General features: G+C 68.3%; 22 protein-coding genes. 10 read left to right on the top strand and 12 right to left on the bottom strand.

Going from position 1 to position 20,484, the window contains the following annotated elements:
- Nucleotides 1-28: 28 nt before the first annotated feature.
- The 6 genes from CIW48_RS01870 to CIW48_RS01845 all read left to right on the top strand — a co-directional run bounded on the left by CIW48_RS01870 (nucleotide 29) and on the right by CIW48_RS01845 (nucleotide 7,855).
- Nucleotides 29-3,226: a multidrug efflux RND transporter permease subunit gene (locus CIW48_RS01870; RefSeq protein ID WP_149308523.1), complete on the top strand. Its 3,198-nt coding sequence runs from the start codon at nucleotides 29-31 to the stop codon at nucleotides 3,224-3,226.
- A 106-nt stretch (nucleotides 3,227-3,332) separates the two neighbouring features.
- Nucleotides 3,333-3,848, top strand: a complete 516-nt coding sequence (locus CIW48_RS01865) for a hypothetical protein (protein ID WP_149308521.1) — start codon at nucleotides 3,333-3,335, stop codon at nucleotides 3,846-3,848.
- A gap of 75 nt (nucleotides 3,849-3,923) precedes the next feature.
- A complete protein-coding gene (locus tag CIW48_RS01860) occupies nucleotides 3,924-4,703 on the top strand; it encodes a lysophospholipid acyltransferase family protein (protein WP_149308651.1) in 780 nt (259 codons plus the stop codon).
- Nucleotides 4,704-5,106: 403 nt separating this feature from the next.
- On the top strand, nucleotides 5,107-5,553 hold the full coding sequence (locus tag CIW48_RS01855) for a hypothetical protein (RefSeq protein ID WP_091785964.1): 447 nt from the start codon (nucleotides 5,107-5,109) through the stop codon (nucleotides 5,551-5,553).
- A 135-nt stretch (nucleotides 5,554-5,688) separates the two neighbouring features.
- Entirely contained in the window at nucleotides 5,689-6,795 is a 1,107-nt protein-coding gene (locus CIW48_RS01850) for a DUF2125 domain-containing protein (RefSeq protein ID WP_149308518.1), read from the top strand.
- A gap of 397 nt (nucleotides 6,796-7,192) precedes the next feature.
- On the top strand, nucleotides 7,193-7,855 hold the full coding sequence (locus CIW48_RS01845) for a phosphoribosylanthranilate isomerase (protein ID WP_149308516.1): 663 nt from the start codon (nucleotides 7,193-7,195) through the stop codon (nucleotides 7,853-7,855).
- A 33-nt stretch (nucleotides 7,856-7,888) separates the two neighbouring features.
- Here the strand turns inward: CIW48_RS01845 and CIW48_RS01840 are convergent, their stop codons facing one another.
- From CIW48_RS01840 to rpsA, 4 genes are all read right to left on the bottom strand, one after another.
- Nucleotides 7,889-8,257 carry a LapA family protein gene (locus CIW48_RS01840; protein ID WP_149308514.1) on the bottom strand — a complete coding sequence of 123 codons (369 nt, stop codon included), beginning with the start codon at nucleotides 8,255-8,257 and terminating at the stop codon, nucleotides 7,889-7,891.
- 18 nt (nucleotides 8,258-8,275) lie between these two features.
- A complete protein-coding gene (locus CIW48_RS01835; protein WP_091785957.1) occupies nucleotides 8,276-8,587 on the bottom strand; it encodes an integration host factor subunit beta in 312 nt (103 codons plus the stop codon).
- A 50-nt stretch (nucleotides 8,588-8,637) separates the two neighbouring features.
- Nucleotides 8,638-9,600 carry a signal peptide peptidase SppA gene (gene sppA / locus CIW48_RS01830; protein WP_149308512.1) on the bottom strand — a complete coding sequence of 321 codons (963 nt, stop codon included), beginning with the start codon at nucleotides 9,598-9,600 and terminating at the stop codon, nucleotides 8,638-8,640.
- A gap of 343 nt (nucleotides 9,601-9,943) precedes the next feature.
- Nucleotides 9,944-11,656, bottom strand: coding sequence for a 30S ribosomal protein S1 (gene rpsA / locus CIW48_RS01825; protein ID WP_091785953.1), 1,713 nt, complete (start codon nucleotides 11,654-11,656; stop codon nucleotides 9,944-9,946).
- A gap of 548 nt (nucleotides 11,657-12,204) precedes the next feature.
- On the opposite strand from rpsA, the gene CIW48_RS01820 reads away from it, so the two are divergent.
- Entirely contained in the window at nucleotides 12,205-12,972 is a 768-nt protein-coding gene (locus tag CIW48_RS01820; protein WP_149308649.1) for a Crp/Fnr family transcriptional regulator, read from the top strand.
- A 12-nt stretch (nucleotides 12,973-12,984) separates the two neighbouring features.
- Here the strand turns inward: CIW48_RS01820 and CIW48_RS01815 are convergent, their stop codons facing one another.
- Nucleotides 12,985-13,833 (bottom strand): transglutaminase family protein, encoded by an 849-nt coding sequence (locus tag CIW48_RS01815; protein ID WP_149308510.1) that lies wholly within the window; start codon nucleotides 13,831-13,833, stop codon nucleotides 12,985-12,987.
- Nucleotides 13,834-14,162: 329 nt separating this feature from the next.
- On the opposite strand from CIW48_RS01815, the gene serA reads away from it, so the two are divergent.
- Both serA and CIW48_RS01805 read left to right on the top strand, forming a co-directional pair.
- A complete protein-coding gene (serA, locus tag CIW48_RS01810; RefSeq protein WP_149308646.1) occupies nucleotides 14,163-15,413 on the top strand; it encodes a phosphoglycerate dehydrogenase in 1,251 nt (416 codons plus the stop codon).
- Between the two features lie 173 nt (nucleotides 15,414-15,586).
- Complete coding sequence (locus CIW48_RS01805) at nucleotides 15,587-16,066, top strand: hypothetical protein (RefSeq protein ID WP_149308508.1); 480 nt, start codon at nucleotides 15,587-15,589, stop codon at nucleotides 16,064-16,066.
- 3 nt (nucleotides 16,067-16,069) lie between these two features.
- On the opposite strand, the gene CIW48_RS33075 is transcribed toward CIW48_RS01805, so the two are convergent.
- Nucleotides 16,070-16,222, bottom strand: coding sequence for a hypothetical protein (locus tag CIW48_RS33075; RefSeq protein ID WP_173009151.1), 153 nt, complete (start codon nucleotides 16,220-16,222; stop codon nucleotides 16,070-16,072).
- Nucleotides 16,223-16,536: 314 nt separating this feature from the next.
- On the opposite strand from CIW48_RS33075, the gene CIW48_RS01800 reads away from it, so the two are divergent.
- On the top strand, nucleotides 16,537-16,752 hold the full coding sequence (locus CIW48_RS01800; RefSeq protein WP_091785939.1) for a hypothetical protein: 216 nt from the start codon (nucleotides 16,537-16,539) through the stop codon (nucleotides 16,750-16,752).
- A gap of 200 nt (nucleotides 16,753-16,952) precedes the next feature.
- Here the strand turns inward: CIW48_RS01800 and CIW48_RS01795 are convergent, their stop codons facing one another.
- The 6 genes from CIW48_RS01795 to CIW48_RS01775 form a co-directional block, all read right to left on the bottom strand.
- Nucleotides 16,953-17,285 (bottom strand): hypothetical protein, encoded by a 333-nt coding sequence (locus CIW48_RS01795; protein WP_149308506.1) that lies wholly within the window; start codon nucleotides 17,283-17,285, stop codon nucleotides 16,953-16,955.
- 314 nt (nucleotides 17,286-17,599) lie between these two features.
- On the bottom strand, nucleotides 17,600-18,178 hold the full coding sequence (locus tag CIW48_RS01790; protein WP_149308504.1) for an NADPH-dependent FMN reductase: 579 nt from the start codon (nucleotides 18,176-18,178) through the stop codon (nucleotides 17,600-17,602).
- A gap of 72 nt (nucleotides 18,179-18,250) precedes the next feature.
- Entirely contained in the window at nucleotides 18,251-18,667 is a 417-nt protein-coding gene (locus CIW48_RS01785) for a hypothetical protein (RefSeq protein WP_246695089.1), read from the bottom strand.
- Between the two features lie 331 nt (nucleotides 18,668-18,998).
- Nucleotides 18,999-19,124 (bottom strand): hypothetical protein, encoded by a 126-nt coding sequence (locus CIW48_RS34450; protein WP_281407327.1) that lies wholly within the window; start codon nucleotides 19,122-19,124, stop codon nucleotides 18,999-19,001.
- 103 nt (nucleotides 19,125-19,227) lie between these two features.
- Nucleotides 19,228-19,542: a hypothetical protein gene (locus tag CIW48_RS01780; protein ID WP_149308500.1), complete on the bottom strand. Its 315-nt coding sequence runs from the start codon at nucleotides 19,540-19,542 to the stop codon at nucleotides 19,228-19,230.
- Nucleotides 19,543-19,576: 34 nt separating this feature from the next.
- A complete protein-coding gene (locus CIW48_RS01775; protein WP_149308498.1) occupies nucleotides 19,577-20,437 on the bottom strand; it encodes an SDR family oxidoreductase in 861 nt (286 codons plus the stop codon).
- Nucleotides 20,438-20,484 lie beyond the last annotated feature (47 nt).

Below are 20,484 nucleotides of genomic sequence, written 5' to 3'. Positions count from 1 at the left end.
AGACCGGCGGGCCTCAGAGGTTTGACCGATGCGTTTCGCCCATTTCTTCGTCGACAGGCCGATCTTCGCGTCCGTCACGTCGATCGTGTTCCTGATCCTCGGCTTCGTGGCCTACGAGAGCCTGCCGGTCTCGCAGTATCCCGAGATCGTGCCGCCGACCGTGACGGTGCGCGCCTCATATCCGGGCGCGAATGCCGAGACCGTGGCCGCCACGATCGCGACGCCGATCGAGCAGGAGGTCAACGGCGTCGACAACATGCTCTACATGACGTCGTTGTCGACCAACGACGGCAACATGCTGCTGACCGTGACCTTCAAGGTCGGCACCAACCTCGATATCGCCAACGTGCTGGTGCAGAACCGGCTCTCGGTGGCACAGCCGCGCCTGCCGCCGGACGTGCGCAACCTCGGCGTCACGGTCCGCAAGGCCTCGCCCGATCTGATGCTGGTCGTGCACCTGCTCTCGCCGCACAAGACCTACGATCAGAACTACCTCGCCAACTACATCTACCTGAACATCCGCGACGAGCTGCTGCGCCTCGACGGCGTCGGCGACATCACGATCTTCGGCGGCAACGAGTACGCCGAGCGCGTCTGGGTCGATCCCAACAAGCTCGCCGCCTACGGCCTCTCGGTCACCGACGTCACGACCGCCCTGCAGGAGCAGAACGTCCAGGTGGCCGCCGGCCAGCTGAACGGCCCGCCGGCGGCTAAGGGCGAGGCGTTCCAGCTCGTCGTGCAGTCGCAGGCCCGGTTCAAGACGCCCGAGCAATTCGCCGAGGTGATCATCAAGGCGCAGGACGGGCGCCTCGTGCGGGTGAAGGATATCGCCCGCGTCGAGATGGGCCAGAAGGACTACACGACCAACTCGTTCCTCAACGACACGCCCGCTGTGGGCATCGGCGCTTTCCAGCGGCCGGGCACCAACGCGCTCGACGCGGCGGCGTCGGTCAAGAAGGTGATGGAGGAGGTCAAGAAGAACTTCCCGCCGGACGTCGAGTACCGCATCGCCTACAACCCGACGGAGTTCATCGAGGAATCGATCCACGAGGTCTACAAGACGCTGTTCGAGGCCGTCGGCCTCGTCGTCATCGTGGTGCTGGTCTTCCTCCAAAGCTGGCGGACGGCGCTAATCCCGGTCATCGCCATTCCGGTCTCGCTGATCGGCACCTTCGCGGCGATGGCGGCCTTCGGCTTCTCGCTCAACAACCTGACCCTGTTCGGGCTGGTGCTCGCCATCGGCATCGTGGTCGACGACGCGATCGTGGTGGTGGAGAACGTCGAGCGCAACATGGCCGAGGGCCTGTCGCCGGGCGACGCCGCCCACAAGACCATGGACGAGGTCGGCGGCGCGGTGATCGCCATCGCACTGGTGCTCGCGGCGGTGTTCGTGCCGACGGCGTTCATCCCGGGCATTTCGGGCCAGTTCTACAAGCAGTTCGCGCTGACCATCGCGGCCTCGACCCTGATCTCGGCTTTCAACTCACTGACCCTGTCGCCGGCCCTCTGCAAGCTGCTGCTGGTGCCCCACCATGCCCGCAAGGAGCCGAAATTCTTCCTGACCCGGTTCGTGAACTGGCTGGCCAACGGCTTCAACCGCGCGTTCGACGCGACCTCGAACGCCTACGGCCGGACCATCCGGGTCCTGACCGGCGGCATCGTGGGCTTGGGCGTGATGCTGCTGATCTACGCGGCGGTGATTGCCGGCACGCTGCACCTCGCGCAGACGACGCCGACGGGCTTCATCCCGGACCAGGACCAGGGCTACCTGATCGGCGTGGTCCAGCTGCCCTCGGGCTCGTCCCTCGATCGTACGACGGACGTGATCCTGCGCGCCGCCAAGCAGGCCCGTACGGTCGACGGCGTGGCCAATGCGGTGATCATCGCGGGCTTTGACGGAGCGACCTTCACCAACACCACCAATGCCGGCGTGATGTTCCTGACCCTCAAGGGCGCCAAGGAGCGTGCCGTGACGGGCCGGAGTGCGGCGGTCGTCACCGGCGACGTGCTGAAGGCCACCTCGGACATCCAGGAGGCGCGGGTCATCGTGATCCCGCCGCCGCCCGTCCGCGGCCTCGGCAATGGCGGCGGCTTCAAGATGCAGATCGAGAGCCGCCAATCGTCCGACATCGGCGCGCTCATGGCGGCGGCCGGCGAGGTGATCGGTCAGGCCAACCAGAGCGCGGACGTGCAGCGCGTCTTCACGACCTTCGACAACTCGACGCCGCAGCTCTTCCTCGACATCGACCGCACCATCGCGCGGATGCTGAACGTGCCGCTCGCCAACGTCTTCTCGTCGGTCCAGGCGGATCTCGGCGGCACCTACGTCAACGACTTCAACACGCTCGGCCGCATCTACCAGGTGCGCCTGCAGGGCGACGCGGCATTCCGCTCGTCGGTGCAGGACATCTCGCAGATCAAGGTGCGCTCCTCCACCGGCGCGCTGGTACCGATGGGGACGCTCGCCTCGGTGCGGGACGTCACCGGTCCGCAGATCGTGCAGCGGTTCAACCTGTACTATTCGGTACCGGTGCAGGGCGTGGCCAAACCCGGCGTCTCCACCGGTCAGGCGCTCAACGCCATGGAGGAGATCGCCAAGAAGGCGCTCCCCGATGGCTATTCCTACGACTGGACCGAGATCGCCTACCAGCAGAAGGCGGCCAGCGGCACCGCGGGCGCGGTCTTCGCCCTCGGCGTGCTGCTCGTCTTCCTGGTGCTCGCCGCGCAGTATGAATCCTGGGCTCTGCCGCTCGCGATCCTGCTGGTGGTGCCGACCGGGGTGCTCGCCGCCCTGGCGGGCGTGCAGTTCCGGGGACAGGACAACAACATCCTGACCCAGATCGGCCTGATCGTGCTCATCGGCCTCGCGGCGAAGAACGCGATCCTGATCGTCGAGTTCGCGCACGATATCGAGCAGCGGGAGCATCGCGGCCCGGTCGAGGCGGCGGTGGAGGCCTGCCGGCTCCGCCTGCGCCCGATCCTGATGACCGCCTTCGCGTTCATTCTCGGCACCCTGCCGCTGGTCGTCGCCACCGGTCCCGGCGCCGAGATGCGCCAGGCGCTCGGCACCGCGGTGTTCTTCGGGATGATCGGCGCGACCTTCTTCGGCCTGTTCCTGACGCCGGTCTTCTACGTGGTGATCCGCCACTTCTCGCTGTGGCTGGGCCGGTTCCGGAAGAAGCACACCCACGGCGATCCCGGCGGCGCCGCTCAGGCCCACGGCTGACGCGCGGCGCCTCGGCGGCCACATCCTGGAAGCCGCGCCGGATCCGCGAGGATCGGGCGCGGCTTTCGCGCGACGGGTGAGGACGGCCGGTGTAGAGGCTCGCGGCATGTATGCTTTCAGCCGCCTGATTCTCTGGGCCTTCGCCCTCCTGCTCGCGGTTCCGACCGGCTTCGCCGTCCTCGTCCTGGCGCTGTTCGTCGATCCGGCCGCCCAGGTCTGGATGACGAACGGCGCGCTCGCCGGCCTCGACATGGCCCTGTCCGACCTCTCCGCCGGCCTGCCGCCGGAGGGATTGGCACTGTTGATCGCCGGCCTCGCCAAGGCGCTGTTCGTGCTGCTGTTCATGCCCCCTGCGCTAATCGGGCTCGGCGGTGAGATCTTCGGGCGCCGCGGCCTCCTGTGGTACGGCGCCGGCTGCGGCCTGCTGACCGCCGCCCTCCCCTGGCTGACGCGCGGCGCAATCCGGTCGAGCGGGGGCCGCGACGCCGCTCTTCTCGCCGGCGAGGTGCGCCTGACGCTGATCCTGTTCGTGGTCGGTGCGAGTGCCGGCTTGGTCTACTGGCTCGTCGCCGGGCGCAAGGCCGGGCTGATCCGCGATGCAGGGCTGCCGGACGGCGCCTGATCGGCCTCGGTGACGTCGCCCTTGGCCGCGGACATGCGGGCGCGCTACAGGAAGACCGCCACGACACGGTACCCGATGCTCGCCCTGCGCTCCTTCGCCTTCAACCTCTGCTTCTACGCCGTCACGACAGTCCTCGCGGTCGCCGGGCTGCCCATGCTGGTTTCCGGGCGATCCGTGCTGCGGCTCGCCCGCGCCTGGGGGCGGATCACCCTGTGGTTGCTGCGGGTCGTCGCTGGGATCCAGGTCGAGTTCCGCGGGCTGGACAACATCCCGCCGGGGCCGCTGCTGGTGGCGGCCAAGCACCAATCGGCCCTGGAGACCCTGGCCCTCTGCACCGTGCTGCCGGATTTCGCCTACATCCTGAAGAAGGAGCTGCTGCTCATCCCGCTGATCGGCTGGTACCTGTCGCGCAGCGGCATGGTGGCGATCGACCGGTCCAAGGGCACCCGGGCCATGAGCCTGATGAATGCCGCCGCCGGCGACGCAATTCGGCAAGGGCGTCAGCTCATCATCTTTCCCGAGGGTACCCGCCGGCCTGTCGGGGCGCCCCCCGCCTACAAGCAGGGGCTCTCCCATCTCTACACGGCGCTGCAGGTCCCTTGTCAGCCCGTGGCGCTGAACACCGGTCTGTTCTGGGCGCGCAACAGCCTCGTGCGTCGGCCGGGGAATGCCGTGATCGAATTCCTGCCCGCCATCCCGCCCGGCCTGCCGCGCCAGGAATTCCAGGCGCTGGTACAGGAACGGCTTGAGACCGCCTCGAACGCCCTGGTCCAGGGTGGGCTGGAAGGCCTCGCAGCCGCCGGCCACGCCGTACCAGCGGACGAGGCCGCGGCCGCGGCGGGGCCTCGCCGCTGAGCCGTTCCGGTCTCCGTCGCGGGGTGGCTCTGGATCCAAGCGACGGCGGGCAAGCAACGCCGAGCCGTCCGGTCACTGCGTCAGCGAGAAGTGCTGCGCACCAATCCTGAAGGCGAACTTCGGCGGACTGCACCGCCAGCCGAAGGGCCTCTTAGAGGCCGGCGCCGTATCGGGGCACCGGAGCCAGAGGATGCCGATGCAACGACCCGCCTGGCCGTGTCGAATCGGGGCCTCCGGTCGATTATCGCCACGCGCTCGGACGCGGTCCCAGGCCGTTCGCGATGGATGCTTCCTTCTCCGGAATAGGTCGCCTCCGCTTGTGGATAACGGGCATCATCACCACATCCGCTCTTAGGAACGTCGCCCTTGACGCCTGTGGATATCGCGCGTTAGGTTGGAACAAATGGCGAACAGAAGAGCCCTGTCCTGGTCGGCCGCGCTTCGCGACCTGAAGGACGATCGCAGCCGGAGGCAGGACGTGCGTGAAGAACGCCTCAAGACGACCGCAGGTCTTCGCGGCTCCCCCGCGCTTCCGCTCTCGGCCTGGCGCGGCCGGTCCGGTCGGCGCTACGTGGTCGGGGTCCATCCGGCCGGGGGCTTCGAGCTCGACGAGATGGCGCAGGCCGTGGTGATCGCCGTGCGTCGGGACAATGCCGGCATTGCCGAGATGGTCTCGGTGGCCAGCTCCAGCGAGAGCCCGCGCGATCATCTGCGTCGGACTTGGCTGGATCGTGTCCGCCGCCGGGGCGCCACCGAGATGCATGTGCATCGCCTTGCCGAGAACGAGGCCGAGCGGGTGGCGATCGTCGAGGATCTGCAGGTCGACACCGTCGAGCCGGCGCAGGTCTGACCGGAAACGCGACGCGCAGTCGGATCTGGTTGGCGGCGGTCGACCCAGGGCGCTACTGCCCCAGTTTCGCCCCTTGCGTGGCCTCAAGGCGGGGCCGCGATGTCTCTGCGGAGACCGGGTCGGGGAGCGGAACGCATGGTGCAGGATCGGACGCGGCCGGAGGGCGCCGCCCAGACAGCCCCGGGACCGGGCGCACGGCGGTCCCGGCTCGGGCTGTTCCTCCCCTACATCCTGCTGACGATCGTGCTGGTCGGATGGTCGGCCGGCTGGCTGTGGATGCGGGAGCGCGCGGCCAGCGAGATCGACGGCTGGACCGCACGAGAGGCGGCGGCCGGGCGCACCTGGACCTGCACGGATCGCGCCCTCGGCGGGTATCCGTTCCGTCTGGAGCTGCGCTGCAGCGGCGTGACCCTCGACCGAGCCGATGGACGTTTCCGCCTCGGGCCGAGCACCGCAGTGGTGCAGATCTACCAGCCCCGTCTCGTCGTGTTCGAGAGCGTCGGCCCGTTCCATGTCGAGCAGGGCGATCTGATCGGTGATGCTTCCTGGGGAGCCCTTCAGGGCAGCTTCCACGGCGCCGCGGAGGGTTTCACCCGAGCCTCGCTGGTCGTCGACAAACCGAACGTCACCGTGAAGGGCGCCGAGCCCGGTCCGATCGCGGTCGCGGGCCGGCATCTTGAACTCCATGCGCGGCCGAGCCCCGGCCGCTACGAATCCGACGGCGCCGTGGATGTCAGCCTGCGCCTGAACCAGGCCGCGGTGCCGCAGCTCGACGCGGTCACCGGTAGCCAGGACCCGGCCGATCTGGCCCTGGACGCGACCCTGACACAGGCCACCGTGCTGCAGACCGGGACGGTGGAACGCGAGCTGGAGCGCTGGCGTCGGGCCGGCGGCACCTTGGATCTCACCGCTCTGGCGCTCGCCAAGGGGGCGCAGCGCGTCCAGGCCACGGGCACCCTCGCCCTCGACAATGGCCATCGCCCGGCGGGCCAGATCGATCTGCGGGCGGCCGGCGTCGATGCGCTGGTCGGCAGCATCGTCGGTCAGCGTTTCGGTTCCGACAGGGGCGCCCTGGTGGGCCAGCTGGTCGGCGGCCTCTTGGGGCTCAGCCGGCGTCCGAGCCCCGACGCGCCAGCCGATGCGACTCCGCTCAAGGCACTTCCGCCCCTTCGGCTCGTCGACGGGAAAATCGTCTTCAGCGGCTTCCCGATCCCGAACGTCTTCGTGCCGGCGCTGTACTAGCGCGGTTCCTGTTCGTGCCGGGAGCCGGGCCGGCGTCGTCGGTTTGGATGCAGCGCTGCGATTCTTCTCTCGCGCGGCCTGAGGGCTCCCCATCGATGCCACCCGCCGTCGATCAGGGTGGGCCGCAGTCAAGCCTGGACCCGCTGGGGCATGCCAGAGGCGGGCAGCCCTGAACCATGGCCGGGGCGTGTTCTTAGCGCGTCGACATGTCCGGATCCCGGGCTCCGCCACCCGATCCCGGGATGAATGGGAGAAACGGGCGCGCGGTCTCGACCCCGGCGCAATCGTCGGCCGATCTGGGATGCGTCTTGCCTGATGTGCGAGCCTCGGCCCGCGCGGCGGTGATCGACAGCAGCGCGGGCCTGATCGGCGCCGCGGGATCGGCTATAGGAGCTGGATGGCCTTCCAATCCGCGCCCACGACCCGCGTCAAGATCTGCGGGCTCAGCACCGAAGAGACCCTGACCGCCGCCCTGGAGGCCGGAGCGGACTGGATCGGCCTCGTGCACTTCCCGCGCAGCCCTCGGCACGTCGCGCTCGACCGGGCCGCTGCCCTGTCGGCCCGCGCCCGCGGGCGGGCCGAGCGGGTGATCCTGCTCGTCGATCCGGACGACGCTCTGCTTGCCGCGGCGCTCGAGGCCGTGGACCCGGATCTCATCCAACTCCATGGGCGCGAGAGCCCGGAGCGCGTCGCGGCGATCCGCGCCCGGACCGGCCGGCCGGTGATGAAGGCGATCGGTATCGCGACGCCCGCGGATCTCGCATTCCTGCCGGCTTACGCGGCGATCGCCGACCGGATCCTGCTGGACGCCAAGGCGCCGCCGGAGGCCACCCTGCCGGGCGGCAACGGCCGGTGCTTCGATTGGGAAATCCTGCGCGGCGCCGCGCTTCCGTCCGGCACGATGCTGTCGGGCGGTCTCGATTCCGATAACGTCGCCGATGCCCTCCGCCGCACGGGAATCGGCGCCGTCGATGTCTCGTCCGGGGTCGAAACGGCGCTTGGCGCGAAGGATCCGGCCAAGATCGCGGCGTTCGTGGCGGCCGCGCGACGTCCGCGATAAGTGTTCGGCGCCGTCGCGCTGATCGGGAGAGGCTTACCGCGGCGCTGGCAGCGCCGTCCGGCCGGTATTCGGGACCGTGTAGGGGCTCGAAGTCTCGCTGTCCGGCGCGTAGGCCCGCAGCCGCGACACCTCACGTTCGTGCCGGACGGCCTCGCGGCGATGATAGCGCGCCCGGGCGCGGGTCTTGCCCTGACCCAGCCAGGTGAAGATGCCGCCCACGACGATCCCGAGCGCAACCGCACCGAACAGGATCGCGTAAAGTGGCAGGGCGACGCTGAAGACCGGCGCGTCCGCGTTGAACGGATCGAAGGAGAGCTGCACCGGCGCGCGGTTGGCCACCGCCAGCAGGATCACCAAAGCGGCGATCGGCAGCAGCACGAGGCTCTTCAGAAAACGGATCATCGCGCTCTCAGGTCCTTCCTACTCGGCCGCCGAGGCACTCTCGCCGATCCCCGCGGCGTTGAGGCGCTGGCGCATCTCCTTCCCGGTCTTGAACACCGGGATCGCCTTCTCGGACACGGCAACGGCGGCACCCGTGCGCGGGTTGCGTCCCCGGCGCGCCTCGCGGCGCTTCACCGAGAAGGCGCCGAAGCCGCGCAGCTCGACCCGGTCGCCGCGAGCGAGCGCATCGGAAATGGTGTCGAGGATCGCGTTGACCAGGATCTCCACGTCGCGCTGGTAGAGATGCGGGTTCTGCTCGGCGATCTTGAGGACGAGCTCCGACTTGATCATGGCGTCTAGTCTTCTCGCGGGATCGGGGCGGGCTGCGCGGCGGCGGTCGTTCAGGGTTCCGGACGCCAGAGGGCGAGCATCCCACCCTGCGCGGCCTGTGCTTCGGCGCCGACGGTCCTGAGCCGCGCCGCAAGGCCGTCCAGGCCCAGAAGGTCTGCGCCGATTCCGGCGGCCGACCAAAGGGAGAAGTTGCTCTCAGACGAGGGCTTCCAATCCTTGATCGGCAGATTCTTCTGGACGCCGCGGGCGCTTTCCAGCCACGCCACCGCCTGTCGCTCGCTGCCGAGTTCGTCCACCAGCTTCAGCGGCACGCTCTGGCGCCCGCTGAACACCCGGCCATCCGACACGGTGTTGAGCTGGGACGGATCCATGCCGCGGCGCTCGGCCACGAGGCCCTTGAACCACGCATAGGTGTCGCCGACCACGGAGGCCAGCGCGGCGCGCGCCTCCGGCGAGGTCGGGGTGAATCCCGAGGGCTCGGCCTTGAGCGGTGACGATTTCACCGACTCGACCTTCACGCCGACCTTGTCCAGGAGCCCAGAGAAATCGGGATACTGGAACAGCACGCCGATGGAACCGACCAAGCTGGTCTCGCGCGCGACGATGTGATCGGCCGCGATGGCGGTGATGTAGGCGCCGGAGGCGGCGGTGCCGTCCACGAAGGCGACGATCGGCTTCTTGGCGGCGAGCGCCCGCAGGTTGCGGAAGATCTCCTCCGATCCGGTGGTCGTGCCGCCGGGCGAGTTGATCGAGACGACGACGCCCTTCACGGCGTCGGAGTCGCCCACCCGCTTCATCAGCTTGGCGGTGGATTCGCTGCCTGCGATGAAGCCTGAGACCGAGATGCGGGCGATCTGCGGCTGCACCGCGAACGCGCCATCCGCTCCCGACCGCACCCGGTAGCCGAGGGCTCCGACCGCCACGATGAGCCCGCCGACGCCGAGCACGCGCCAGAGGGACAATCTGCGCCGCAGGCGCCGCCGGTCAATCAGCAGTTCGGCATCGGCTGCCATGCAGTCGCTTCCCCTAAAGCCCTCCGGCCGGCCCCTCGACGGGGTGCGGGAGCCGCGTCCCCGCGCCGGGCAAGTCCTTGGTTTCCTTCGGCTCGCTCGGTCCGAGCCGTGCGAGGCCGGTGTTCTAGAGCATTTACTGCGGGCGTGGATATGGGGCGCGCGAAGAAAATGTCGGGGTGGCCCGTCGCTGTCGCCTGGGACGGTCGGGCTCGACCTGGGATCGGTCGTCGACTACCTTGAATTGTCGGACCAAAAAAAGAACCCGCGCAGGACATTGGTCCTGCGCGGGTTTCGGTATTGCGGATCCGCCGCCCGGACCGGCCGGGCGGCGGATGGCGGCGTCTTACTCGTCGTCGGAGCGCTTCTTGTTGAAGGCGGCGCCGAGGATGTCACCGAGCGAGGCGCCCGAATCGGCGGAGCCGAACTGGGCCATGGCCTCCTTCTCCTCGGCGACCTCGAGGGCCTTGATCGAGACCTGCACGCGGCGGGCCTTCCGGTCGAACTGGACGACGCGGGCGTCGAACTTCTCGCCGGTGGCGAAGCGCTCGGGGCGCTGGTCGCCACGGTCGCGGGCGAGTTCGGCGCGACGGATGAAGGTCTGCATGTCGGTGTCGACGATCTTCACCTCGACGCCGGCATCCTTCACCTCGACCACCTCACAGGTGACGATCTGACCCTTCTTGATCTCGCCGGCCTCGGCGAAGGGGTCACCGCCGAGCTGCTTCACGCCCAGCGAAATCCGCTCCTTCTCGACGTCGACGTCGAGAACCTGGGCGCGGACCATGTCGCCCTTCTTGAACTCCTCGATGACCTGCTCGCCGGGACGGTTCCAGTCGAGATCCGACAGGTGGACCATGCCGTCGACATCGCCCTCGAGGCCGATGAACAGGCCGAACTCGGTCTTGTTCTTGACCTCGCCCTCGACCTCGGAACCGACCGGGTGCTTCTCGGCGAAGGCCTCCCAGGGGTTCTGCAGGGTCTGCTTGAGGCCCAGCGAGATGCGGCGCTTGACCGGATCGACCTCCAGGATCTGAACCTCGACCTCCTGGGAGGTGGAGACGATCTTGCCCGGATGGACGTTCTTCTTGGTCCAGCTCATCTCGGAGACGTGGATCAGGCCCTCGATCCCCGGCTCCAGCTCCACGAAGGCGCCGTAATCGGTGATGTTGGTCACGCGGCCCTTGAGCTTGGCGCCCTCCGGGTAGCGGGCGGCGATGCCCTCCCACGGATCGGCCAGCAGCTGCTTGATGCCGAGCGAGATGCGGTGCGTCTCGTGGTTGATCTTGATGATCTTGACCTTGACCGTCTGGCCGATGGTCACGACCTCGGACGGGTGGTTCACGCGGCGCCACGCCATGTCGGTGACGTGCAGCAGGCCGTCGATCCCGCCGAGATCGACGAAGGCGCCGTACTCGGTGATGTTCTTGACGACGCCGTCGATGACCTGACCTTCCTCAAGGTTGGCCACCAGCTCGGAGCGCTGCTCGGCGCGGCTCTCCTCGAGCACGGTCCGGCGCGACACGACGATGTTGCCGCGGCGGCGGTCCATCTTGAGGATCTGGAACGGCTGCGGGGTACCGAGCAGCGGGGTGACGTCGCGGACCGGACGGATGTCGACCTGCGAGCGCGGGAGGAACGCCACGGCGCCGTCCAGGTCTACGGTGTAGCCGCCCTTGACCTGGTTGAAGATCGTGCCGGTGACGCGGTCGTTGTTCTCGAACGACTTCTCGAGCTTGACCCAGCTCTCCTCGCGACGCGCCTTGTCGCGCGAGATGACCGCCTCGCCGAGCGCGTTCTCGATCCGGTCGACGTAGACCTCGACCTCGTCGCCGACCTTCAGCTCGCCCTCGCGGCCGGGACCGGTGAATTCCTTCAGCGCGACACGGCCTTCCGTCTTGGCGCCGATGTCGATGACGGCCACGTCCTTCTCGATCGCGACGACGCGACCCTTGACGACGGACCCTTCGGTGATCTCGTGTTCGAGGAAGCTCTCCTCGAGGAGTGCGGCGAAATCGTCGCGGCTCGGGCTATGCCCCAGAGCGGTACCTGCGGTCATTCTGTCTCCTGAACGGCCTCCGGCGGAGGCCCGTTGCGTCGGCGGCTCGCGTTGCAGGCGCCCCCGTTCGCCGCGGCCTCCCCGGAGTCTTTCGGGAGAGGCGGCCGGTCCCGCGGGAACCGGCTTGCCGACGCGTCGATACGGATGACGAGGGCGGTCCCGCCAGTGGCCCTGCGGGCGCGCCAGAAGACGTGCGCGCGAAGGCGGATCCGGGAGGACGCGCGTCCCTTACAACATCACCCTTGCGACTTCAACCGATGAGGGTTTTAGGCTCGGCGGGCGGATATTGGGGCACTGAGGAAGGGGGGTCTTGCCGCCGGCAACAGATGCAGCAAGTCTGTCCCCGGGTGGACACTTGCCGGCGCTATATCCGCCGGGCGCCAGGGGCCGGCCCGGTTGCCCGGGATCCGGGCCGGTCCGGCGATCCGGGGCCATGTGGGGGAGAAGCGTGCCGCGTCCTGACCTCGACTTTCGCGCTGCCCGACTTCGTCGTGACAGGCCTCAGCGTGCAGCTCTGCGCGCGCCGCGATTCCGGACCTGACCAGCCGATGCCGGACGGGTACAACACCCCGATGGAGATGCTGGCGCGCAAGCTCGACAGCATCGCGCGCCTCGCGGAATCCGACCGCGACGCGCTCCTCCATCTGCCCCACACGGTCCGGAACCTGCCGGCCCGCCACGACATCGTCCGGTTCGGTGACCGGCCAAACCACAGCTGTCTGGTCCTGCAGGGCTGGGTCTATCGATACGCGGCCCTGTCCGAAGGTGGGCGTCAGATCCTGTCGTTCTACATCGCGGGCGACCTGCCGGACCTGCAAAGCCTCCACCTGCACCGGATGGATCACAACCTCGCCACGCTGACGGCCAGCGTCGTCGCGCTGATCGCACATGACGATCTGCGCCCTGTCCTTCTGCGGAACCCGGGACTGGCGGCCACTCTCTGGCGCGACAGCCTCATCGATGCCGCCCATTACCGCGAGCGGATCACCAGTCTCGGGCGGCGTCAGGCCCTCGGTCGCGTCGCCCACCTGTTCTGCGAGTTGTATCTCCGACAGAAGGCCGTCGGGCTCGCGCGCGATCTGAGCTGCCCCCTTGTCCCCAAGCAATCCGAGCTCGCCGATGCCCTTGGCCTGACCAGCGTCCACCTGAACAGGGTTCTGCGCACCCTGCGGGGCCGCGGCCTCGTCACCTTGAGCGGTGGCATCCTGACCATCGAGGACTGGGATGCGCTGACGGAAGTCGCGGAGTTCGATCCGACGTTCCTGCACCTGGCGAACAGCCCGGCACCCGTTCGTGGGATCGTCGAGACCGTCTAACGCCCGGTCGCCTCAGGCGGCGCGAGCCAGCGCTTCCGGTGCTGCGGTCACGTCGTCGGTATGGACGTCGAAACGGACCAGATGGGCTGCGCCGAAGCTCGTGGTCAGGGCACAGTCGGTGGCATCGCGGCCGCGGGCCATGACGATCCGGCCGATGCGGGGCCGGTTGTGCCGGGCGTCGAACGTGTACCAGCGCGGCCCGTCGGGCCCTTCGAGGAAGACCTCGAACCACGCGGAGAAGTCCATCGGCGCCGGGTCCTTCGGAACGCCGATATCGCCGAGGTAGCCGGTGGCGTAGCGCGCCGGGATGTTCATGCACCGGCACAGGGTGATCGCCAGATGCGCGAAGTCGCGGCAGACCCCGACGCGCTGATTGTAGCCGTCGAAGGCAGTGCGGGTGGCATCGGCCTGCTGATAGTCGAAGCGCAGACGCGAGTGGGCGAAGTCGACGATCGCCTGAACCCGGGCCCATCCTTCCGGCGTGCCGCCGAACTGGGACCACGCAATGCCCGAGAGCTTGTCGGTATCGCAGTAACGGGAACCGAGCAGGTACTGCAGGACTTCCTCGGGCAGATCCTGCACGGCAACCTGCCGGGCATCCGGTGCCTGATCGTCCGGCACGCCGTTGTCGGCGATCGTGAAATCCGTCGCCATGGTGATCCGCCCGCCCGGTGCAACGATACGGGTGCAGACATTGCCGAAGGCATCGACGTGCTGCGTCGCCACGACCGGAGGGTCGAACGTAATCACTTCCGGGGTCACGAGATCGTGCCTACGCTCCGGCCGTACGTTGAGGAGCAGGTTCATCGGCGTTGGGCCGAACGTATCGAAGGCGATCGAGAAGCCGGTGCGAATGTGCATCGTCGAGGACCGTGAGGCAGGTCGCTGTCCGGTCGTGCCGGAAGGCGGGTCGTTACAGTAGAGAGCCCTACAAGCCACGAGGCGATGTCAAGTTCCGTCTGCGAGCCCGGTTCAAGACACTTTGAGCTGCCTGAATATCCGGCAGCAGGCTGGTCGGGTCGTTTCTACCGAAGCCATGCAGCAGGGCGAGGGCGGGGCTGCGGCCTGGCGGGGCCGGCCGGCGTCGCGCGATGTTGCAACGCACACTGCGGCCTCCTATTCCCTGACCCCGCGAATCCAGGGTCGGCGGGCTTCGGCCCCAACGACCTGATGCCGGACGATCGATGCCCATGATACCCGACAAGCTTTCCCTGCCGAAGGACAAGATCCGGGTCCTCCTGCTCGAGGGCATCAACGACAGCGCCGTGACGCTGATGCGGGCAGCCGGCTACACCAACTTGACCCGGCTGCCGAAGGCGCTCGACCGGGAGACCCTGCATGAGGCGCTCCAGGGCGTGCACATGATCGGGATTCGCTCCCGCACGCAGCTCGATGCGGCCGCCTTCGAGGCGGCGGACCGGCTCCTGGCGGTAGGCTGCTTCTCGGTCGGCACGAACCAGGTCGATCTGGAGGCGGCCCGCCACCTGGGCATTCCGGTCTTCAACGCCCCCTTCTCCAACACACGTTCAGTGGCGGAGCTGACGATCGGCGAGATCGTGATGCTGTTGCGCCGGATCGTTCCGCGCTCGGTCGGCGCCCACGCCGGCCGCTGGGACAAGTCGGCCACAGGTTCTCTGGAGGTCCGCGGCAAGACGCTGGGCATCGTCGGCTACGGCAATATCGGGACGCAGCTCTCCACGCTCGCCGAAGCCATGGGCATGCGGGTTCTGTATTACGACCACACCGATAAGCTGCGCCACGGCAACACCGAGCCGGTCGAGACGCTGAAGGCGCTCCTGGCGCAGAGCGACGTCGTCTCGCTTCACGTACCGGAGACCGAAGCCACCGCCAACATGATCGGCGCGGCCGAGATCCGCGCGATGAAGCCCGGCGCCTTCCTGATCAACAACGCGCGGGGCACCGTGGTCGATCTCGAGGCGCTGGCGGCGGCGTTGCGCGACGGTCATCTCAAGGGCGCGGCCGTCGACGTCTTCCCGGTGGAGCCCGGCTCCAACGCCGAACCCTTCGTGAGCCCCCTCCAGGGGCTCGAGAACGTGATCCTGACTCCGCATATCGGCGGCTCCACCGAGGAGGCTCAGGAGCGCATCGGCTCCGAGGTGGCGCGCAAGCTGGTGGATTATTCCGACATCGGCTCCACGGGCGGCGCCGTGAATTTCCCGCAGGTGCAGCTCCCGGCACGTCCGACTGGGACGCGCTTCATCCACGTGCAGCGCAACCTGCCCGGCATGCTCGGGCGCCTCAACGACGTGTTCTCCCGCGGCCGCGTCAACATCGCCGCGCAGTTCTACCAGACCGACGGCGAGGTCGGTTACGTGGTGCTGGAGACGGACGCCACCGATGCGGATGCGGAGGCGCTGCTCGCCGAGATCCGCGCCATTCCGGGCACGATCCGCGCCCGCCTGCTCTACGAGCGACGCTGAGCGGGAAGACGCGCTCCGCGACCATCAGCCAAACGGGAATTTAAGCGACGCGCGTGAACGCCCTTGGTCTTGCCGCGTTCGTCTTGCGCGGCCAAGCTGGCCGCTGTTCAAGTCTTGGACGGCATCATTGACGGCGTCGACCGATCGAGCGCCCGACCGGCGGAGGAATTGCGGTGACGAAGCGGGTAGCATGCGCATGGGCCACCCTCGTGCTCGGCATAGCCGGGGCGGCCTCGGTCGTCTCAAGCGCGTCGGCGGATTGCCTGCGCCGCGTCTATAACCGGTCGAACCTCGTTCTGGTCGCCCGCCAGGACGGCGGGCCCCCCGCGACGCTGCTGCCGGGTCGGTCCCTGCCGGTGCGGCTGTCGCGGCCAGGCCAAATCGATATCGCGGGCTATTGCGGCATGCCGCAGGCGGGCGGGGCCCCGGTCACCCAACGGACCTTCGACTATGAGGCGGTGCTCGACCGCTGCTTCGTCCGGTTCGGCGGCGACCTGTTCGTCCCGCAGCTCGGGCGCGGCTTCATCGGCCTTCAGGAGACGGCGCCGTTCACGGTGAACAATCCGCGCCAGGGGGACATCGTCCTCGGCCCTGCGGCCGGAGCCTCCTGTCCGCTGCCGAGTCCGGCTTCCGTCCTCAGCCGACGCGGTTGAACGTCAGAGATAGTGCCGGAAGACCACGCCGGCATCCTCGGAGGCGCTGGGCTGCTGGGGCGATACCGGCCCTACGAATGGGCTCGCGAGGCGCAGTGCCACGAGGCCGAGGGCCGCCAGCGCCGGAGCGAACAGGCGGAACGGGCGAGCGAGCATGGACGCCTCCGTTGCGCGTCCGTTTCAGCCTGCGTCGTGCATGCAGACCGGATGCGCATGTGAAGCATCGCACCTCACGGTCGAGCTGGACGTGCCAAAGCGCACATGGGTAACGTTAAGCGTGGTCCCGGGCCTTCGAACGCGGCAACAGGCCGGCGTGACGTGACGGCAGGTCGAATGCGTCCACCGCGCCGCTGGCATGTGCACCGATGCGCTCCTATGCTGCACGGCGTCGGGGGTTGCCTGGGATCGCGCTGCACGGGCCGCGATGGCGCTTCCCGGGTGGAACCGACTGCGTGAACGAGGACGCGCGTATGCTGACCCAGACAGGCAACTCGATTCTCCGAGGCGATCTCGGCGTCGAGGAGACCATCGAGTCCGACAACATCGTCCGCTGGGACGGCGAGCGGCTTTATGTGGAGCAGGACGTCTTCCACAACGGCCAATTGGTTCACCGCAAGTATCGCCGCACCGTCACCGAGCCGGTCGCGCGCGTTCTCTGGGCGATCATCAACCGCGCCAAGCAGTGACCCGCCGGGCATCGGCCGAGCCTGCTCGGACCGACGTTCCGGCTATCGGGCCATACCGAAGGGCACAATTACCAGCGAAGAGTACCGGTCACGGCGATCCGCGCTTCGGAAGCCGACCGCAGCGCTGCCGGATGCATCGAGGGGCGACCTGCTGGCACCGGTTCCCTAAACCGGCGGCCACGCTCGAAGCCGCGCCGCCTCTAGGCGGCGACGGCCGCGGTCGGTTCAACGAGCGTGAGGTGGGTCGGCCGCAGCACATCGAGGCGCTCATGCGCGTTGTCGAAGGCGGCCCGGATGGTCGTGCTCGCGTCCTCGACGGCGACCAGAACTGCCAGTTTCTGCGCGCTGGCCCGATCCGCGAGGCTGCGGGCCGCTGTGACGAGCGACTGCTCCAGGTTCAGGAATTCCGCTTCGGCATCCTTCCCAGCTTCGCGCGCGACCGAGGCAAGGCGGTCTAGCACGGCTTCCAGGGCATGGCGCAGGACAAGCGTCCGCACGCGCTCCAGCAGGAGCGCCCTCTCGTCGATCTTCATCGGAATCGGTCCGGGTTCGGGAACACGGCCAAGCTCTCATACTTCGACGCCATGTGCAGCCACCTTTTTGCAACAGCGTAATACTGTCTCGCGACCTCCTCGCTCCGCGGGTTCACCGTTTCGGTGGATCGCCCGTGCAAAGTTGTTCTGCAATCATATGCTGAGTATTTGTGCAATTCGAGTATTAAATGCGCCTCTTCGATAGCGTCATCGCACAGATTCGCGCGTTTGAAGGCGCGTGTCGCTGCGCGAATAGTGCTGATTTGCGGGTGACGCGGCGCGTCGCGCGTTCCGGCCGCCGGCGCCCCCGCTTCTCAGTACGGCGTGCCGCGCTGGCGCCGATCCCGCAGCGCCTCGGCGTGCCATTCCAGCTCGTCGAGGAAGCGGGCGGCCGCCGTCGCGAGCCACGGCTCGGTGGGGACGCCCTGCGCATCGATGACCTTATGGAGCCGCGGGACCGGCAAGAGCGAGGGGATGCTGGACATGCCCATTTCGGCGAGCATCGCCCGCAGCGGCATCGCTGCCCGGACGCCGCCGAACTGGCCGGCCGAATAGCAGCAGATGGCCGAGGGCCGCCAGAAATACTCCTCGAGGAAGTGATCGAGGGTGTTGGACAGCGCCGGCGGGACGCCGTGGTTGTACTCGGCCGTGACCACAAGAAAGGCGTCGGCACGGCGGAAGAGTTCGGCGAGCCGCTGCAGAGGCTCCGGCGCGGTCCCGGCCGGGTATTCCTTGTACATCCGGTCCAGGAGCGGGAGCTTCAGCTCGGCCGGATCGACCAGCGGAGCGACGTGGCCGCGCGCCTCAAGCTGCGCGATCAGGAAGCGGGCGGCGCGGATACCGATGCGGTCGGTCCGAACGCTGCCGACGATCACGAGGACGGTCAGGGGCATGGCGATCTCCGGTTCGTCGGATCATGCCAGAGGTCACGGCGCGGCTCCAGACGCCACGCACGCCCGGGGTTATCAAGCCTTGGTGCTGCTGGTGAGCGCGGCCGCGATGCCGAGAGGGCCGCCGGTCGCATAGGCGGTGATCGCTTTCGTCACCTGTTGCAGGAAGGATTGCAGGTCGCTCCCGCTGCCCGTCGCCGCCGCGGCTTCGCCGGTCGGCGTCGCGCTGGCAGGCGTGCTCGCGGACGAGGACGCATCCGACGCGCTGCCGGTCTGCTCGGCCTCTCCGTTCTGCGTCTCATCCGAAACCGGCCGATGGCCATGGTGGCCGCGATGAGGGTGGACGGGAGCGGCGCCGGCCGCGGCCTGGTCCGGCGCCGTGCCGGTCGTGGACGTGTCGTCAGCATTGGCCGTGGCTTCCGCCGGCGCCGTGACGCCGTTCTGAAGACCCATCTGGCTGAAGTCGGATTGCAGTTGCAGGAGCGACGCCATCAGATCGTTCGACATAGCCGGTGTCGAGGCTGTGCCGGCGGCCTGGGCAGTACTCCCCGCGTCGGCCGCTGTGCCGGTCGCCTGGCTCGCCGCCGCGGCGGTGCCGATGTCGAGACGCGTGGCATTCGCCGCGCGCGCCTGCCTCAGGGCGCTGACAAGATCCCGCTGGAGAGAACTGCCCGTAACCGCATTCACCGACATGGTACGCCTCCGCGACCGCTTTCGGTGAGGGCAGGCATGGACCGTTCCAGGATTCTCCCAATGATTTCAACAATGCTCCGGGGCTTCCTTCCGGCAGGATTCGCCGAGCGGCAGAATCTGCCGGTCCGCCCTAGCCGGCCGACATGGATCGGATGAGGATGAGGCCGGTGGCATGCCGGCTGCCGAAGAAGGCCAGCAGCGCGATCATGGTCAGCAGCACGCTCAGCAGGAACAGGGCACACAGCCCATCGGTCACGGCCCCGGCCGCCGCGACAGCGCTGCGATCAGGGCCGGAAACACATAGTCGCTGACGGCATGGATACGGGTCGGGATCATGTCCCGCGGTCCTCCTCGCGAGGTCAGGATGATTGCGGGCCGGTGCTCGCGTCGCCGAGATGGCGGAGGTTCTCGGGCGGTGTCTCGGCCTCCGTCGCTTCGACCGAGGCCACGCTGCCGCCGCCCACCGCGTCGAGACGCTGCTGCCCCGACGCGATGCGGGCGACCTCGGCCTCCCAGCTCGGATCGGACTGGCGCTCACGCTCGAGTTCCGCCGGGCGGCCGAGATCCCGGGCTTCGTCCTGCCCGAGATCCTGACCGTTTCGGTCGGCATTGGCGCTGAAGCTGCGGAGGTTCGGTCGGGCGGATGGTTTCGGATCGGCCGGATTCTGGGTCATCGATGCTTTCCTGGGAAGAAGGAGCGGGCTCGGGTCAGATAATCGGCTTGCCGCCGGTCACCGCGACGGTGGCGCCGGAGACGTAGCTCGATTCCGGGCTGGCCAGCATCACGTAGACCGGGGCGAGTTCGCAGGGCTGGCCGGGGCGCTTCATCGGCACCTGCGAGCCGAAGGTACGCACCTTCTCCTCCGGCATGGTGGAGGGGATGAGCGGCGTCCAGATCGGCCCGGGGGCCACGCAATTCACCCGGATGTCGCGCTCCGCCAGCAGCTGGGCCAGGCCGCCGGTGAAGTTCTGGATCGCGCCCTTGGTGGTGGCGTAGGCCAGCAATTGCGGGCTGGGCGTATCGGCGTTTACCGAGGTGGTGTTGATGATCGCGCTTCCGGCCTTCATGTGCGGCAGAGCGGCTTTCACCAGATAGAACATCGCGTGGATGTTGGTCGCGAAGGTGACCTCCCACTCCTCATCGGAGATCTCCTCCGGATTGGCGAAGGTTTTCTGGTGCGCGGCGTTGTTGACGAGCACGTCGACCTGCCCGAACGCCGCCACCGCCTTGTCGACGATGGCACGGCAATGTTTCGGGTCCTTGATGTCCCCTGCCATGGCGACGGCGGTGCGGCCTGCCGATTCCACCAAGCGGCAGGTCTCGCGGGCATCGTCGTGCTCGTCGTAGTAGCTGATCAGCACATCCGCCCCCTCTCGGGCGAAGGCCAGCGCCACCGCACGGCCGATCCCGCTATCCGCACCGGTGATGATCGTCTTGCGGCCGGCGAGCCGGCCGGAGCCGCGGTAATGCGCCTCGCCGTAATCCGGGCGCGGGTCCATGTCTGTGTCGCGGGCCGGCGGGGTGAGCTGTCGCTGCCGATCGAAGGGCGGCTTCGGAAAGTCGGTCATGATGACGCTCCTTGCAAAGGTGGCGAGGCGCCCGCGATGCACGGGTC

The sequence above is a fragment of the Methylobacterium sp. P1-11 genome, assembly GCF_008329595.1.
In the GTDB taxonomy this organism is placed as follows: Bacteria; Pseudomonadota; Alphaproteobacteria; order Rhizobiales; family Beijerinckiaceae; genus Methylobacterium.
This window is presented reverse-complemented; position numbering and strand designations above follow the sequence as displayed.